12 protein-coding genes are annotated in these 18,469 nt (G+C 34.0%); 2 read left to right on the forward strand and 10 right to left on the reverse strand.

Annotation, left to right across the window (positions count from 1 at the left end):
• Positions 1–162: 162 nt before the first annotated feature.
• From BN2390_RS19100 to BN2390_RS19110, 3 genes are all read right to left on the reverse strand, one after another.
• Positions 163–999, reverse strand: coding sequence for a carbohydrate ABC transporter permease (locus tag BN2390_RS19100; protein WP_053985888.1), 837 nt, complete (start codon positions 997–999; stop codon positions 163–165).
• Positions 996–1,877, reverse strand: coding sequence for a carbohydrate ABC transporter permease (locus BN2390_RS19105; RefSeq protein WP_053985889.1), 882 nt, complete (start codon positions 1,875–1,877; stop codon positions 996–998). Before BN2390_RS19105 ends, BN2390_RS19100 begins: the two co-directional genes overlap by 4 nt.
• A 122-nt stretch (positions 1,878–1,999) precedes the next feature.
• Positions 2,000–3,334: an ABC transporter substrate-binding protein gene (locus tag BN2390_RS19110; protein ID WP_053985890.1), complete on the reverse strand. Its 1,335-nt coding sequence runs from the start codon at positions 3,332–3,334 to the stop codon at positions 2,000–2,002.
• Between the two features lie 207 nt (positions 3,335–3,541).
• Here BN2390_RS19110 and BN2390_RS19115 point away from each other — a divergent pair, with 207 nt between their 5' ends.
• Together BN2390_RS19115 and BN2390_RS19120 are read left to right on the forward strand one after the other, a co-directional pair.
• Entirely contained in the window at positions 3,542–5,326 is a 1,785-nt protein-coding gene (locus tag BN2390_RS19115; protein ID WP_053985891.1) for a sensor histidine kinase, read from the forward strand.
• 15 nt (positions 5,327–5,341) lie between these two features.
• Positions 5,342–6,877 (forward strand): response regulator transcription factor, encoded by a 1,536-nt coding sequence (locus BN2390_RS19120; RefSeq protein WP_053985892.1) that lies wholly within the window; start codon positions 5,342–5,344, stop codon positions 6,875–6,877.
• 78 nt (positions 6,878–6,955) lie between these two features.
• Here BN2390_RS19120 and BN2390_RS19125 read toward each other — a convergent pair whose 3' ends face one another.
• From BN2390_RS19125 to BN2390_RS19155, 7 genes are all read right to left on the reverse strand, one after another.
• Complete coding sequence (locus tag BN2390_RS19125; RefSeq protein ID WP_053985893.1) at positions 6,956–8,716, reverse strand: glycoside hydrolase family 36 protein; 1,761 nt, start codon at positions 8,714–8,716, stop codon at positions 6,956–6,958.
• A 304-nt stretch (positions 8,717–9,020) separates the two neighbouring features.
• A complete protein-coding gene (locus tag BN2390_RS19130; protein WP_053985894.1) occupies positions 9,021–9,521 on the reverse strand; it encodes a hypothetical protein in 501 nt (166 codons plus the stop codon).
• Positions 9,522–9,687: 166 nt separating this feature from the next.
• Positions 9,688–14,073 carry a PolC-type DNA polymerase III gene (locus BN2390_RS19135; protein WP_053985895.1) on the reverse strand — a complete coding sequence of 1,462 codons (4,386 nt, stop codon included), beginning with the start codon at positions 14,071–14,073 and terminating at the stop codon, positions 9,688–9,690.
• A 327-nt stretch (positions 14,074–14,400) separates the two neighbouring features.
• The gene (locus BN2390_RS19140; RefSeq protein WP_053985896.1) at positions 14,401–14,748 is read right to left on the reverse strand and encodes a DUF1667 domain-containing protein; all 348 of its coding nucleotides are present in this window, start codon (positions 14,746–14,748) and stop codon (positions 14,401–14,403) included.
• Between the two features lie 10 nt (positions 14,749–14,758).
• Positions 14,759–16,015 (reverse strand): NAD(P)/FAD-dependent oxidoreductase, encoded by a 1,257-nt coding sequence (locus BN2390_RS19145; protein ID WP_053985897.1) that lies wholly within the window; start codon positions 16,013–16,015, stop codon positions 14,759–14,761.
• Positions 16,008–17,468 carry an NAD(P)/FAD-dependent oxidoreductase gene (locus BN2390_RS19150; RefSeq protein ID WP_053985898.1) on the reverse strand — a complete coding sequence of 487 codons (1,461 nt, stop codon included), beginning with the start codon at positions 17,466–17,468 and terminating at the stop codon, positions 16,008–16,010. Before BN2390_RS19150 ends, BN2390_RS19145 begins: the two co-directional genes overlap by 8 nt.
• A 195-nt stretch (positions 17,469–17,663) precedes the next feature.
• Positions 17,664–18,230 carry a glycerol-3-phosphate responsive antiterminator gene (locus BN2390_RS19155; protein WP_053985899.1) on the reverse strand — a complete coding sequence of 189 codons (567 nt, stop codon included), beginning with the start codon at positions 18,228–18,230 and terminating at the stop codon, positions 17,664–17,666.
• Positions 18,231–18,469 lie beyond the last annotated feature (239 nt).

Consider the following 18,469-nt stretch of genomic DNA (forward strand, 5'->3'; position numbering starts at 1 on the left):
ATTTAACTTCTAGTCAATTTAAACAGTCGTTTAAGTCACATACTAATATCTATTATAAATCTAACAAAAGAAGCTACACCCTTTGTTTACCAAAGGATATAGCTTCTTTTACTTTATTTTCATCTTTTCCTAACTGCAAATAACCTCTTTCTATACTCGTCATTATCCTTTTACAGCACCTGCTACCATACCTTCAATAATATATTTTTGTGCAAGAAGATAGACAACAATAATTGGTAAAATGGTAATAACAATAAATGCACATACATAATTCCACTTATAAGTCATAAATCCCACAAAATTATAAATTCCTAAAGGCAACGTTTGCATTTTGGAATCTGATAAGAAATAAAGTGAAATTTGGAAATCATTCCACACCGCCATAAAAGTTAAAATAATGTTCGTAAAAATAACTGGCTTTAGAAGTGGAAAAATAATATTAAAGAACATTCTAAATGGGCCACAACCATCTAACATAGCACACTCATCTAATGATACAGGAATACCTTTAATAAAACCTGTATAGAGCATAACACTTAGTGGTAAGCGTATAGCTATATGAATCAAAATAGGTGCTATGTAAGTACCACTAAGGCCTAATAACTTTACTATAACTACTTCTGGAATAAGCGCTAGAGGTGCAATAAGTCCAATAAGAAAATATCCATAAGTAAACTTTCCAAACTTATCATCTCTTCTACCTATAACAAATGCTGTCATTGAAGCAAGAATAACTGTAAAAAATACCACTGTACAAGTAATAAGCATACTATTTCCAAAGGCTCTAAAAAGCTTCCCTTCTTGAATAACATGAGCATAGTTTTCAAACATAAACTTTTCTGGTAAAGAAAAGTCTATGATAGCTGCCTCAGAGACACTTTTAAATGAGTTAAGAATTACAAGTGCAAAAGGAATAAGGACACATAATGTCATTATAGTGCAAAAAATATATACTATAGAAAGCTTAATGATCTGTTGTCTTTTAGCCGCTGTCATCATAGATCAATCTCCTTTCTTCTTAGAAACTTCAATAATGGTCCAATAATAAGAGTAATAAGTAAAAATTGAACTAAATTAATAGTTGATGCATAACCTAATGTTCCCACCGATAATGCATCATAAGAAAGTTTACTAAGTACTTGCGTTGCACCATTTGGCCCCCCATTAGTCATTGACATTACAATATCAAAAATATTAAACCCGCCAATAATACATAATGTAATGGTTACATTAAGCGCTGGTCTAATAAATGGCATTGTAATATTTTTAAACTTCTGAAATGCTGAAGCTCCATCAATACTTGCTGCCTCATACAACTCTTCTGGAATTGCTTGAAGCCCTGCTAGAACAATACATACGTTAAACCCAATCCACATCCATGACTCTACAATACATACTGAAAATAAAGCTACTTTGGGATCGCCTAACCAATTTAGTGCAAGAACATCAAGATTCAAAAATCTTAAAAACTCATTAAGAATACCTGTCTCTGGTTGCATGATAAAACTAAATACATATCCAATAACAAGTGCACCAATTGTACATGGTAAAAAAATAGCCGCTCTAAAAAAGTTTCTACCTTTAAATTTATTGTTAAGTAATAGTCCAAGGCCAAGGCCAAAACTTACTTTAATTAAAGTTGTAAGTAGTGCAAAAATACACACATTCATAAGGGCTTTAAAAAAGCTTGGTGACGTAAATAACATCTGAAAGTTATCAAATCCTATAAATTTAGGGCTATCAAAGTTAAAGATATTCCAATTAGTAAAAGAAAAAATAAATCCCCCTACAATAGAGCCAATATAAAAAATCGTAAAAATGACCAATGCTGGAACTGTCATATAGGCTGGATAATATTTTTTTTGATATTTTGTCATGTTCGTATTCTCCTTTCATTAAATGCATTTATATAGATTCCTCATATAGTCTCATAAAAAAAGAAGACAAAACATATCCGCTCTGCCTTCTTTTTAACATATAGGCTTATCAACTACTCCCTTTATTTATCAAATCCTTCAAATCCTAGTTGTCTACCTACTTTAACAAGCTCATCACTCCAGATCTTAGCTGCTTGCTCTGGTGTTTTTTGTCCTAAAAGTACAGATAAAAATGCACTGTCTGCCTCTGCTGAAGGTGTTACGATGTATGTTTGATTGTAGTGTTTTTGACTCATGTTATTATCAAAGTATACTTGTGAATCTGCAAGCGTACGACTTAAATTATCATTTTGCATATTTGTCCATACAGAAGTACATTTATTTGTATCAAATAAGTATTGAACAGCTTCTTCTGATGACATATAATTCAAGAAATCTTTAGCAACATCAATATTATTTGATTGGTTGGAAATCATCATTCCACCAGGCCCTGCTGCTGCTAAATAGCTTTTGCCATCTTTACTTGGTGCTGCAAACATACCAATCTTTCCTGCACCTGATGGTTCTGTTTTTGTATATTCTGGATCTGCCCAGTCTCCCATATACATCATTGCAGCTTCACCACTAGCTATTGCTTTTTGTGCCATTTCATAGCTTGCTGTTGCCATATCACTATTTACCCAACCATTATCTACCCATGATTTCATACGTGTAAACATATCTACTACTTCTGGTACTTCATCCCATCTTATTTCATTATTATTAAGCGTTTCCAGTAATCCTTCATTTGCTGCTAAAATATTCGGCCATTCACCATTCATAATTTGATTTACTGTCCAGCCATCTTTCATTGAAATATAAAGAGGTGTTACTCCTGCTTCTTTTAATGTGTTACAAACCTTTTCAAACTCTTCAAAAGTTGTTGGAATTTCTATATTATTTTTTTCAAATACTTCTGTGTTATAAACTATCCCAAATGAGTTAATCCCCCCTGATGGTAAGCAATATACTTTATCGTTTACACTAGCAAATTCTTTTCCTACTTCACTTAAATTTTGTACCCAATTCTCACCTGAAAGATCTACTAGATTTTTCTCATGGTTATATTTACTTCCTTGTGTCCCTGTTTCACCAATGAAAATATCCCACATACCACCAGAAGCCATTTTTGTAAGGAGAAGCTGATCAAATTGATTATCATCTACTGCTTGGATTTCTAAAATATTGCCTGTTTTTGCTTCCCATTTTTCTTTGTGCTCTTTAATCCCTGATATTTCAATATGAGTTGCTGGCATACCAATTGTAATAGTTACTGGTTTTTTAGATTCTTCTTGCTTTTGTGTTGTGTTGCTTTCTACTGGTTTTGTAACAGGCTCCTCTTTACTACCACAAGCAACTAAACTTGTTCCCATTAACCCTACTAATGCTAAACTTGCAAAACGTTTGATTGTTTTCATCTTTAAATCCCCTTTCATATCTGCATTATGTACTATATGGTCATTATAAAGCTATCATTATGACTTGAGAATGTACAAATCATAAATAGGCCCATGTATTTTTTTGACATATTAGCCTATACACAACTTTATCCATTTACTTTTTTGCACAAAAGTGCTAACATTTGATATATTATTTTTTGATTTATTTATACTAAGGAGTCTATCATGTACAAATCACACTTTAAAAATAAACTTTTTTTTTACTTTGCTTTAATCGCCCTTATTATTACAAGTATTATTTCTTTTATATTTTGTAAATTGTCCGTTGATAATCTTTTAAAGGCTCAATTGAAAAATAGTTATCAAATCACAAATAATATTTCTATACAAATTGATAATATGTTTAAGCCCTTGGAGATCGCAGCTACCACTCTTTCTAACGCCCCTCAACTAGCACCCCTTATTTATGAGCTTAATCAAGAAGAATCTATTTCTTCTTATGACTTATTAAAATCTGAGAATATTATTATGCAAAATTTAAATAGTGTACTATTTTATCTCAATTATGTAAGCGATGTTATTCTCTATAATAGCGAGAAACCTTATTTCTACTATAGCGGCCTTTTTATAGAAAAAAATCCCTACTTTTTCAAACAGCTTAATAATCTCTCAGATTACCAAAACTTTATATCTCAAGATGTACCTTTTCTACTTCTTCCACCTCATAACAATCTATGGCGTGGACATAGTGCACCAGTTACATCACTTATAAAAAAATATAAAAGTGTTTCTCATAATGAAACTGCTCTTATAGAAATTCAAATTCCTTATAATTATTTAGATAAACTTTTAAGTTCTCAATCTTTCAACGAAAATGCTCAAGTTGTCTTACTTGACCAAAATTTCCAAGTCATTTACCCATTCAAGCAAGAGGAACTAAAAATTGATCTAGATATCGTGGATGCCGTTCAACAAAATATTTCTAAAGGTATTACTTCAGACTATACTTATAAACATCTTTATAGCGTAATTCCCTCTGACTATACGGGGTGGTACACTCTTTTTATTCAAGATGGCTACTTTATACAAAAACAAATCAATTACTCTATTTTAAATAGTCTCCTACTAGGTATTGTCATTCTAGGTATTATCCTCTGTGTACTCCTACTTATTTTGACAAGACTTACTCAACCTTTAAACCAACTTATTTTACATATTAATAGTGCTACTGTACACGATCTTAATTTACGTGTTTTTTCAAAAAACATGAATGAATTTAATATGCTAAATGATACTTTTGATAAACTTTACATACGCCTTAAAGACTCTATAGATCAACTTTATGAAACAGAATTACGTGAGGCCCATGCTCAATTTGCAGCACTTCAAGCACAAATTAACCCTCACTTTTTATATAACACGTTAAATGCCATTAGTGCTGCCAGCGAGGTCTATGGAGCTCATACCACACCTATCATGTGCCAGCAACTTGCTAATATGATGCGCTATGTAACAGAACCTGGATCTACTACTTTACTAAAAGATGGCATTGCACACACACGTGATTATCTAGAACTGATGCGAGTACCTAATGAAGGCCTTTTTACTTATTCTATTAATATACCTATAGAATTAAGCTTTACCATTATTCCAAAGCTTATTATTCAGCCTATTGTTGAAAATAGTTTTAAGCATGCTTTCAAAGAAGTTCTCCCACCTTGGGAAGTTCTAATTAAAGCATGTATTATTTCTGAAACCCAGTGGTCTCTTATCATCACAGATAATGGTTCTGGCTTTCCTCATCACGCTTTAGAGGAAATTAATACATTTATGGCAAACTACCCATCTATCAAAACTACATCTCTAGAAATGCCTTTAACAATTAATGGAATGGGCTTAAAAAATATTTTTGCAAGAGTTTTTATGTATTTCGATAATCAGTGTGATATAAAAGTTGAAAACTTAGACTGTGGATGTTCTATCACTTTTATTTTTCCTATTACCTATTAAGGAAGGAGTTTTATAATGATTAAGATTTTTATTGCTGAAGATCAGCCCCTTATTTTAAGGGATATTTGTCAAAAAATTATGCGTTGTGGAGATCCCTTTGAAATTATAGGAGAAGCTACTAATGGAAAAGATGCTTATGAAAAAATTATGCAATGTCATCCTGATGTTATTTTTACGGATATTCGCATGCCTCTTATGGACGGGCTTAACCTTATTGAAAAAGTAAAATTAAGTCTCCCTGATATTAAATGTATCATTATCAGCGGTTATAAAGATTTTGACTATGCACGTGCTGCTATGAAACTTAATGTGGATGAATACTTACTAAAACCTATTCTTTTTGAAGATATTGAATTTGTTCTTAATCAATTAAAACTTAAAGTGTCTATTAATCAAGAGTCCTATGAAAAAGAAATGCTGAATTCCATCTTAAATGCATCACATCATAATCATCCAAGACTTCATATGCCACTTACCTTCAATGAATGTTACATAGTACTTTTAAATGCAGGTCCTTTTGCTCATTTTACCATTGACTATCTTAATCCTTTTGGTGCTGTCTGGGATAATTTAGATATTGAAAATTTAGGTGAAAATATTCTTCAAGAAAATGAAAAAATATATATTTTTGATGGTAAAACCCAAAATGAAAAGCTTCTTTTTATCGGTCTTAAAAATACTTCTTATAGCGCTATCTTACATTTTTTAAAGGACCTAGCTATAATGTTTGAAACCTTACATGCTATACTCTCTATTGCTGTTAGTAAACCTATGTATAGAATAGATAATATTGGTATTGAGAGTCAAGTCTTACGTACTTTAATGAAAAAAAACATCTTATTTGGGCAAGCTACCTTTATTGAATGCTCTCATATAAATCCTTATCTCAAACCTTATCGCACATTTATTTCTAGCTTACTTGAAAGAAAGTTTATTTTAGCTATACAAAATCATCAGAAAAAAAATTTCATCAAAGAATTAGAACTTTTAATTGACCAATTTCAAAGAGAACAATCTACTCAATATGAGATTACCAAAACACTCAAATATCTTGTATCTCTGTTTAATAAGGTAGATCATCCTCTTGCTCCTCCCTATATGGATATTGAACTAGAAATTGAAGAAACATTATCTAATGTCCATGATTACCACACGCTAAAAGAAGGTATATTATTTTCTTTTACTAATTTTTTAGATGCTGTCTTTTCTACTGCTATACCTGCACAGTCTTCTCTTCACTTAATCGATGATGCAAAACATTATATTGACCATCATTTTAATGAAAGCTTTACTATTAATGATTTAGCAAGTCGTAGTGCCTTAACACCTGCTTATTTCAGTAGACTCTTTAAAGAACGTCTCGGTGTAACACCTATTGAATACCTCACACAAATCCGTATTCAAAAAGCATGTGATCTTATTCTATCTCACAACTATACTTTTAAAGAAATTGCGGAACTCTGTGGTTACTCTGACCAATTTTATTTTAGTCGTACTTTTAAAATGATTATAGGCAAATCTCCATCTCAATATAAAGTTGAACATAGTTAACATACTATACAAAAAGCGAGTAAAACACCTTAATTTCAAGGCACTTTACTCGCTTTTTACTTTGTAAATCCTATTACCTTATCTTTGATTTGATTGGCATACTATTATTCCTGCTGGTGGTACATTAAAAGTATGTATACCTTTTATTAATTTCCCTAAATAAGATTCGGTTATAACACCTTCACAGTTATAAATAATAATTGTATCAAAACTTTGAGTTTCTCTAACCTTCACAATACATTCCTCTGTTAATGTACTATTTATAATAACAATCTCTTTTTTATTTTCCTCTATTGTTACAACTGATGAGCTATAGTACCCAATAATCTCTCTTTGTTCATCTACCACTTTTAAAATGTTATAATAATTAAATGGATTGAGTGGCATAAATTGCCCCTTTACAATAGTCTGTTGGTACTTATTCCACATATCAAGATAGAACTTAAGCATACGCTTATGACTTGGCTGTAAGTCTTCAATTTTCACAGATATCTGAGGAACACTAAAGAAAATATTCGTCAGCTGCATCGCTGCACTTTCTACTGTATCCTCTAAATGCCACATAATCATATCTGCATGTGTTGCACTTTTACCATTGAGTAATCTAATATCGGTTGTACGTACACGATTTTCAAAAGCATCCATTGGACAATCTACTGCCCTAAAGATATTACCATAGCTTCTCATAGCAGGTCCTGTATATGTTTGCCTAAACTCAATCATGACATCTGGTTTAATTTTACGCAGGCGCATTAAACACTCTTTTAGTAGTTTGTCTGATGCTTCTAATAAGCCTTCAATATCTCTTTTTTCATTTGGTTCTGGATAGTCATCTCCATTCACTACAAATTCATCAATAAAATCTAATTTAAAACCATCTAAATCCCAATCTAATAATGCCTTTTCATAGGTCTCTATAATAAACTCTCTTACTTCTTTATATCTAGGGTCCAATACAGCCCACTCATCTGTAATATAGGTTACCAACATATCCTTAAAACGCTCAAAGTTTTTAGACTTAGTACCAATAAAAGGAACTGGATACCAGACCATAAACTTCATACCTATTTGATGAACTTCTTCTACTAAAGTTCTCATATCTGGTATTTTAGAAGTTGCCACCTCCCAGTCACCACAATATGCATAACCACGGTTATTATCATCTGTTTGCCAACCATCATCCACAATGATTGCCTCACAACCATACTTTTTTGCTTGCCTACATTCATCTATAAGTTCTTGGCTACTAAGTTTTTGATGGTAAGTATACCATGTAGAATACATAGGTTTGTTGGCACACTCTGGTACAAAAGCAGGTTTATTATATTCATAAGTTCCCCACCACTTTTCAACACCTTGGAGGGCCTCATAATATGGAATATTTCTTGTATCAATGCGTAATTCAGCTGTATAAGGCTTACCCTCTAATACTTTGTCCTTAAATAACTCTAATGTACAACACACTTGTCCTGATTCTTCTACAATCAAAGATGTAATTTTTGTTTGATGGATAGTATCAGAAAAGGCCCATGTAAGTTTATTCGTATTATTAAAGTCCATCATACATTCTACTGGTGCTCCCGTTAAAGCATTACTCATATTAATGTTTTTGAACCAATCTAACGTACACGCTTTAATAAGATTGATTTTTGAGTGCCATCTATAATGCATCCCCATAGCTGTCATATGCCATTTTATTTTTAAGTTCTCTTTACTTATCTTTAGATTTTCTATTTGAAAGTGAATAATCGCCAAATCTTCTTCTACATTTTCTATATCTACCTTAACCTGATTTGTGTCTTGTATTTCAATCTCAAAATCCTCGATATCCCAATTCATCCTAGTTCCTCCATCTAATAATATCTTTTATCCTATATTATCTATTTTTTGCAGGATAAACTATGGATTATTTTATCTTCCTATATAGATTATTTATCAAAATACGCTTTTAAAAATTCTAGGCTTTAAAGTGTTTTTATCCATCCTTTATAATACATAAGTTAAGCTGAAGTATGAAAGTTTTAAATGCCCTAATACTACTGAAAAATACTCATTCTTTTCTTGCATATAACAAAAAACTCGTAAGTCATTGGTAGTCAATAACTTACGAGTTTCATTTTATTACACCTGATAGGATTCTAACCTATATAAACTGCTGAATGAAGTCTGCAAGTAAATAAGTTAATTCACCTGCATCATATACTTTTTCTGCCCAAGATTGTTTCTTAAGTCCCCCATCTTGATAAAGTACTTCTTCAAATCTATAAGCCTCATCTTCTAGACGAATAAGTAAGCCATAAATAAGGTTCTCACCTAGTTCTAAATCACCTAAGTCAATCCCTTTGTAATTTTGCTCTCTTCCATCAAAAACAATGAGTTGCTTCCCATCATCTACTGCAAAAGAAACAAATAAAGCATTTTCTTCTCCTTGTGCTAAATAACGGTCTACACCTTTTATGATGGTTGCAATGTTCATATGAGGCTCTATCACATCATAACGGTTACGGCAGTATTTGCCTTCTAAGTCATCATATTCCATAAGGACAAATGCTGCTTCTACATTATCTGCTACACGAATAAGGCCTTCTAAATCATAATCTGGTGCATAGTAAGTTAAATCGCTAATTTCTACGTGGTGTTCCATTGTCTTTCCTCTTTCTATCTCATAGCCTAGGAAGCTTTACTAGACTTCAGCTTCCTAGCCGTACTTTTATCTGTCTACTATTGTATTGCATCACTTTATCCCATGACAATATGTTTGGATAATAATTTTTCCCTATACGTTTAGACTTATTGGCTTAAGTATACCCCTATGCAAATAAATCTAAACTTAATTGGTTGGATTCAGATAAGTTTTGTAAAATACCTAACTCACACATCTTATCTGTAATGGTCTTACTTGCTTTTGTACGGTTTCTAAAGTCTTCTTTTGAAAGGAATGGACCATCTTTAATGGCATTCACAATACCTTCTGCCGCTTTTTCACCAAGTCCATCAATGGCACTTAATGATGGCATAATCTTACCATCAATGATTTGGAAGTTCTTATCATGTGCAATTTCTAATTCAATAGGTGCGAACTCAAATCCTCTCGCATACATTTCTTGTACAAGACGCATATCTTTAATTGTATCTTGCTCTTTGGTAGTCTGATTCTCTTTACCTTTACTTTGCAGTTCTTTCATATTGTACTCGAGACGTTCCTTTCCAAAGCACATAGTTTCGTAAGAGAAAGCAGATGCCCTAATACTAAAGTAAGCTGTATAGTAAGCCAGTGGATAAAATACCTTAAACCAAGCAATACGCCATGCCATCATAACGTAAGCTGCCGCATGGGCTTTAGGGAACATGTACTTAATTTTCTTACATGAATCAATATACCAGTCTGGTACATCGTGAGCAAGCATTTCTTCTTCCCATTCTGGCCTTAATCCTTTCCCTTTACGTACACTTTCCATGATGGTGAACGATAACCCTTTTTCTACCCCTTGATTGATGAGGTAAGTCATAATATCATCACGTGTACAGATTACGGTAGAAATGGTTCCTTTACCCTCTTCAATTAAAGTTTGTGCATTCCCTAGCCACACGTCTGTACCATGTGAAAGTCCAGATATACGTACTAAGTCAGAGAAACTTTGTGGTTTTGCATCTAGTACCATCTGGATAACGAAGTCTGTACCAAACTCTGGTACTCCAAGACAGCCTAACTTAATCCCACCTATATCTTCTGGCTTAATTTTTAGGACTTCAGTTGAGTGGAATAAAGACATAACCGCTGGATCATCTAACCTAATGGTCTTAGCATCTATACCCGTAATATCTTCTAGGCGACGGATAATCGTTGGATCGTCATGCCCTAGAATATCTAGTTTGAGTAAGTTATGGTCAATGGAGTGGTACTCAAAGTGAGTTGTAATAATTGGGGTTGTCGTATCATTAGCAGGGTGCTGTATCGCTGTAAACTCATAGATTTCTCTATCATGAGGTACTACGATAATCCCTCCTGGATGCTGTCCTGTTGTACGTTTAACACCTGTACAGCCTTCAGCAATACGTCTCATCTCAGCACGTCTTTTGTGGATACCACGTTCCTCATTGTATTTAAACACATAAGCAAGCGCTGTCTTTTCTGCCATTGTACCAATGGTTCCTGCACGAAAGGCTTTTCCTTCTCCAAAGAGTACCTCTACATATTTATGTGATTTAGCTTGGTAGTCTCCAGAGAAGTTAAGGTCGATATCGGGTTCTTTATCACCTTTGAATCCAAGGAATGTTTCGAATGGGATATCATGTCCTTCCTTATTTAAATCATGTCCACACTCTGGACATTTTCTATCTGGCATATCACATCCTGATCTTCCTGCATAAGCCTTAACTTCTGGTGAATCAAAGTCACAGTAATAACAGTTTGGACAAATATAATGTGGTTCAAGAGGATTAACCTCTGTAATCCCTGACATGGTTGCTGCAAATGAGGATCCTACAGATCCCCTTGATCCTACTAAGTAACCATGGTCATTAGAATCCCATACTAGTTTCTGTGCAATAATATACATTACGGCGAAACCATTGCTAATAATAGAGTTAAGCTCACGTTCAAGACGCTCTACTACAACTTCTGGTAGATTAGGTCCATAGATTTCATGGGCCTTATCATAACAAATACTTCTAAGTGTTTCATCTGAGTTTGCAATCTCTGGCGGACATTTATCTGGAAGTACAGGAGATACCCGCTCAATCTGATCATTGATTAAGTTAGTATTGGTAATAACAACTTCTCTTGCCTTCTCTTTCCCTAGATATTTGAACTCATCTAACATTTCTTCTGTTGTACGTAAATAAAGAGGTGGTTGATCATCAGCATCCTTAAAACCTTTACCTGCCATAATAATACGTCTATATACTTCATCTTCTGGATCTAAGAAGTGTACATCACACGTTGCTACAACAGGTTTATTATGACTTTCTCCAAGCTCTACAATCTTACGGTTATAGTCCATTAAGTCTTCGTTTGTTGTGGCAGCATATTTATCACTTCTAAGCATAAAACTGTTGTTACCTATTGGCTGTATCTCTAAATAGTCATAGAAGCTTACAATACGTGCAATCTCAGCTTCATCCTTTTCACGTAAAATAGCTTGGAATACCTCTCCTGCCTCACAAGCTGAACCTATAATAAGACCTTCACGGTATTTTTGAATCAGACTCTTTGGCATACGTGGACGACGTTGGAAGTAATCTAAGTGAGATGCTGAAACAAGACGATTTAAGTTAATACGACCCGTTTCATTTTTCACTAGAATAATCCCATGGTATGTTGGAAGCTTCTTAATATAATCTGGTGACACATCTACTAAATCATTGATTTGATCTAGTGTATGCACTTCCTTTTCTTCTAGCATCTCTATAAACTTCATAAAGATTTCCCCTGTTGCAGTAGCATCATCTACTGCACGGTGGTGATTTTCTAGACTAATACCTAAGTGTTTAGCAATATTATTTAACTTAAAATTCCCTAAGTGTGGCATTAAAACACGTGCTAAAGCAACAGTATCTAGAACCGTGTATTCACAAGGTAATCCTTGTCTATCTGCATTCGCCTTAATAAAGCTCATATCAAAGTCAGCATTGTGAGCAACCATAATACTACCTTCACAGAAATCCATAAACTTAGGTAAGATAACTTCTATAGTCGGTGAGCCCATAACCATACTATCATTGATCCCTGTTAAGTTCTCAATTTCATAAGGGATAGGAACTTCTGGATTGACAAACTCACTAAACTGATCAACGACTTTACCATTTACAACCTTTACTGCCCCAATCTCAATAATACGATTTTGATGTGCACTAAATCCTGTTGTCTCTAAGTCAAAGACTACATAGCTTTCACGTAAACTTTGATTCTTTGAGTTAATAATCATCTCTTTTAAATCATCTACAAAGTAGGCTTCTACACCATAGATAATTTTAAAAGGTTCATCCTTAGATACACAGTGGTTGGCAATAGGGAAGGCTTGTAAACAACCATGGTCTGTAATCGCTATGGCTGGCATCCCCCATGATTTGGCACGGTTGATCATCTTCTTAATGTCTACAACACTATCCATATCACTCATCATTGTGTGTAAGTGAAGTTCTACACGTTTTTCTTCACTCATATCCATACGCTTTGTTGTAAAATCTGCAATAGGCTTAATCCCTTGTACAGAACCAATACCTACTTCTCTATCATACTTATCTAAAATCGCCATACCTTTAATACGGTAGAAACCACCTTTTTTCAAGTTACCCATAATCTCTGGAAGGTCTTCATTCTTCACAAAAAGCTTCACTGTAATGGTATCTGTAAAGTCCGTAATATCAAACATAATGATTGTTTTTTCCATACGAATCTCACGGGTATCCATACCAACAATTTGTCCTTGGATAACAACTTCACCGATTTCATCCTGAATTTCATCAATGTTTGTCACTTCACCATCGCAAGAACGTCCATAAAATACATCTGGATCTGCTGGCTGTTTGGTATATTTCTTTGGTGCTGGTTTTTTCTCTTCTTCTTGTTTTTTGGGTTGCTCTTCGTCACATTTTGGTGTTTGTCTTACATTACCCATAACAGTATGCACCTCTCTTGCTAGCTTGTTTTCATTCTCTTCCATAAGTGTATTGTTAGAGAATGCTCTAAACTCAAATATAATTTGTGCATTCATGCTAAAACGATTCATAAAAATATCATGAAGTTGCTTCTTAATCTCTTCTGAACGTCGTCTTGCAAATAAACTGTTATCTAATGTAACGGTTAATGTATCACCTTCTACTTCCCATTCAGATAAACGCATTAAAGCAGAAAACATTTCACTTTGTGAACCTATTTCGTGAAGTAAACTACTTTTGTACTCCTGAACTAAATATTTCAATGTATACTGTTCTGACAGCACATACTGTTGGTCAAGTCGTACAGTTAAATCTGTTGTTGGAAATAGTTTATTTTTAATAGCATCTTGCATTTTCTCAATCTGAGCAAAATGAACAATCTGCCTACTTCTCATATGAATGGCTAGTGTGGTGGTAGCATTATCAAAAACAACTTTGTCTACCACTATGTCACGAAAAAGCTGATGAAGCTTGTCGTCTACTTTAAGTTCTGGCAATACTTCAAAAAAGCTTCTTACTTCTGTATCTTGACTCATGCTCTCTCCTCCACAATTTTTTTCAATATACCTATTTTATAATTGTTTGCTACAAATAACAAGGAACGTTAAGAAATTCTACTTCTTTATTTTAGAGTATCTACCATTCACCATTTACAAGTAATGAAGGGATTATCTAAAATACAACTCAATTACAAGAGCCTTGAAAACATTGATAATTTCAACATTTTCAAGGCTCTTGTAATTTTCTTAAAATATTTTTAAACAGTATAAGGGAAATTTGGGTGACCGGTACTTTAAATGGTTTAGTGGGGACGTCATCATCTAAAGCTAACGGGGATTGTCACCCAAAGGTTACGCTATCTTTTATTGATCTCTTGAAGCTACAAGTTCAACTCCAGTACCTAGTAAGTCAGCAACAAGTACGTCACCCATCTTAACTGGTGATTGAACAGTTAAGCTATTAATCACTTCCATACATTCCGGTATCATTTGCTTTGGAATATCTCCATTGGTTTTAACAGGCAAAGTTGGATGAATGGAACCTTCTATTTTTACTGTTGAAGTAACAACACGTGTTGGGGCAGTAACTTCCTTTACACCATATTCAGCACCTTTTGGGCAAGTATTGCCTGTTACACTTAATGTTTCTTCACCTGATACAGTTAATCTACAACCTTTAGGACATACAATACAAATAAGTTGTCTTTCCATTTTCTTCACCTCAATTAATCTCAATTTGGATTTCATTATACTCTGATTTTAAAAGCTTCTTAGGTAATACTAAGCGTTCCATTTCCGCTGGTAACATGTGTTCACGTTTAGCTGTTGTAATCACTTCATCACCTGCCTTTACAACAATATTCACATCATGAAGTACTTGATTGACTCTAAAGAATACTTCTACAAAGTTACCTACTCTATCGTATTCTACCTTCTGTGGTACTGTATAGTTAATGCAATTACCATTTTTGAGGGTGATGACTTGATTTGAATGTGTATAGTGTGACCCAATATACTTGGCTGCGGATTCACCTGCACGCATACTTTCTTTGGTTACAAAGTCAACAAGGTCATGTACATGGAGTGCATTTCCACAAGCAAAGATCCCTTCACATTCTGTTTGCATATCTTCATATACAACCGCACCATTTGTACGTGGATCAATAGCAATATTTGCGGATTTAGTCACTTCGTTTTCTGGAATAAGTCCAACGGATAAAAGAAGTGTGTCACAGTCAAAAGTCATTTCTGTACCTTTTATTGGTCTTCTATTTTCATCTACCTGACTTACAATAACTTTTTCAAGACGTGATTTACCTTCTACACCTGTTACAGTGTGAGAAAGGTATAATGGAATATCAAAGTCTTCTAAGCATTGTACAATATTACGGCTTAATCCATTTGAATATGGCATAAGCTCAACAACAGCTAATACTTTAGCACCTTCTAATGTCATACGTCTTGCCATGATTAGTCCAATGTCTCCTGATCCAAGGATAACAACACGTTTACCTACCATTTGGCCTTCCATATTCACATAACGTTGTGCTGTACCTGCTGTAAATATTCCTGCTGGTCTATCACCAGGAATAGCAATGGCACCTCTTGTTCTCTCTCTACATCCCATTGCTAAAACAACTGCTTTTGCCTGAATTTCCATATAACCTTCTGTACTATTCATTGCATAAATATGTTTATCTTCAGTAAGTTCAAGTACCATTGTATCTGTCATGACTTCTACAGTTGTATCTGCTAACATATGGATAAATTTTTGTGCATACTCTGGACCTGTTAACTGCTCTTTGAAGTAGTGTAAACCAAATCCATTATGTATACATTGATTTAAAATCCCGCCAAGTTCTTTATCTCTCTCAATGATTAAAATACTTTTTACACCTGTTTCATAAGCTTTATAAGCTGCTGCAAGACCTGCTGGTCCACCACCAATAACAACTAGTTCATAATTTCTATTATTCATGGTCAACGCCCCCTTTATTAGTTTTACCAATTAAGATATAAGAATCTAAGTCTTCTTGTCTTACTGCTTCTAATGGCATATTAAGTTCCCTTGCAATAATCTCAACAACCTTAGGGGAACAGAAACCACCTTGGCATCTTCCTGCCCCTGCACGTACACGTCTTTTAACGGCTTCTACTGTAGTTGCTGGTACTGGTGAATGAATGGCTTCAACAATTTCACCTTCTGTAATCTTTTCACAACGACAAACAATACGTCCATAAGCTGGATTTTCTTTGATTAATGCTTGTAACTCCTCTTTTGTAAGTTTCTCTAAAGACTTCACCTTTCTTATACCTTTAAATTCTGCTTTTGTTGCTAAGCTAAGGCCACTTTCTTCAAGCATTTTTACAATATCTATTGCAATGGCTGGTGCTGAGGTTAAACCTGGTGATTTAATGCCTGCAACGTTGATGAAATGTGCATTGGTTTTTGCTGGTCCTATAATAAATTCATCACGATTAGTTAATGCACGATTGCCTGAGAAGTTACGAATATTATCTCTATATACGATGTTACTGCATGTAAGTGCAGCCATTTGTCTTACATAGTCTAATCCACCTTGTGAGGTTGCTACATCATGTTTAGCACTTGCATCTGCGGCATCTGGTCCTACAATAAGATTGCCATGAGCTGTTGGAGAAACCAATACCCCTTTCCCCTTTGCTGTTGGACATTGGAAGATAACATGATTTACAAGTCCACCTTGTGCTTGATCTAAAAGGTAATACTGTCCTTTATTAGGTATAATATGAAAATCAGTAGGTTCAATCATATTGTAAACATCATCTGCATGAAGTCCTGCTGCATTAATGACATAGCGTGCTTCCATTATCTTAATTTCTTTTGCAGTCTTTACTTCTACTTTGAATAAACCATCTTCTTGATGAATATCTACCACTTCATGGTTAAGGAATACTTTGGTACCATTTTCTACTGCATTATCCATAAGTGCAATAGCAAGTTCATAAGGTCCTACTACCCCAGCAGATGGTGCATAAAGGGCACCGTGTATCTCTTTATTAATAGATGGCTCTTTTTCTAATACTTCTTCTTTAGTTAGAAGCTTTAAGCCTGGAACTCCATTTTCCACGCCTCTTTCATAAAGCTTTTGTAGATGTAATAAATCTTTTTCGTCAAAAGCTAGTACTAAAGAACCCACTTTTTTATATGGAACATCCAGGTCTTTGCATAACACTTCAATCAACTTGTTGCCTTCTACATTGTATTTTGCCATAAGTGTACCTGGTTCTGGATCATAGCCCGCATGTACAATTCCACTATTAGCTTTTGTTGTGCCTGATGCAAGATCATTATTTTTTTCTACAACTGCTACATTTACCTCATATTTTGAAAGTTCTCTTGCAATACTTGCCCCACATACGCCCGCTCCAATTATTATTACATCATACATCGTTAATGCCTCCTCTATAAAACTTGTTTTTGAAAAGCAAAAAAAGAGCAACGCAAACAAAGGTATTATATCCCTGTTTAGCATTACTCTTTTTCTCTGCTATCATGTATTGAATTATCTTTATCATATCTAATTTAGTTATATTTGTCAATTTTATTTAAAATTTAACAAACATTATATGTATATCGTCCAACTTTACATTTCCCAAACTTTTTGATTAGTTGTAGAAATAGCTATTGCACCACTTTGCAATACTCCTATAACGTCTTCTTTGTCTGCAATTAATCCACCTGCAATAAGAGGAATATCTATCTCTGCTACTAGCTTACCAATAATCTTTGGCGCTACCCCTGGTAAAATCTCAATAAAATCAATAAGATCTGGCTCTACAAGTTTCTTTATCCCCTCTAAAGACATAGAATCTAAAGCAAAGAATCGCATTACTGTTGCTAAGCCTTGTTTCTTAGCCGCTTTAATTACAGCAATCTTCGTAGAGATAATCCCATCTAATAAAGTATTTTCTTTTAAAAACTTTACACTAACACTCTTTGCTTCTAATCCTTCTACTAAGTCTAAATGAACCATTACAGTTTTCCCATGATCTTTTAGACGTTTAACGATTCCCCCTATATTGCAAATATCTCCATATAAAACAAAAACTACTTGGCTTGAAGAAGTTAAGCATTTTTCAAGTCCATTGTCATCCTTTATAGCTGCTACAATAGGTGTATCCTCTAATTGGTCAATAATTGTTCTATTCATCGCATAACATCCCTTCTATATACTCTCATTTCCTCCATATCACTTTACCATAATTTATACACTTTTCAAATTTCACTTGACAAATAATTAACTTTTGCAATCAATATTGACTTATAAAATTTATTTAATTATAATTCATTTATAACTTTTGCACAAGAGACCAAGAGTAGTGCACAAAAAACTTCAACAGTTTTTTTGTGCACTTTTTTATTTTGTGTAGAAAATAACCATTCGAGGGG

The organism is Niameybacter massiliensis, from assembly GCF_001282685.1.
Lineage (GTDB): Bacteria > Bacillota > Clostridia > Lachnospirales > Cellulosilyticaceae > Holtiella > Holtiella tumoricola.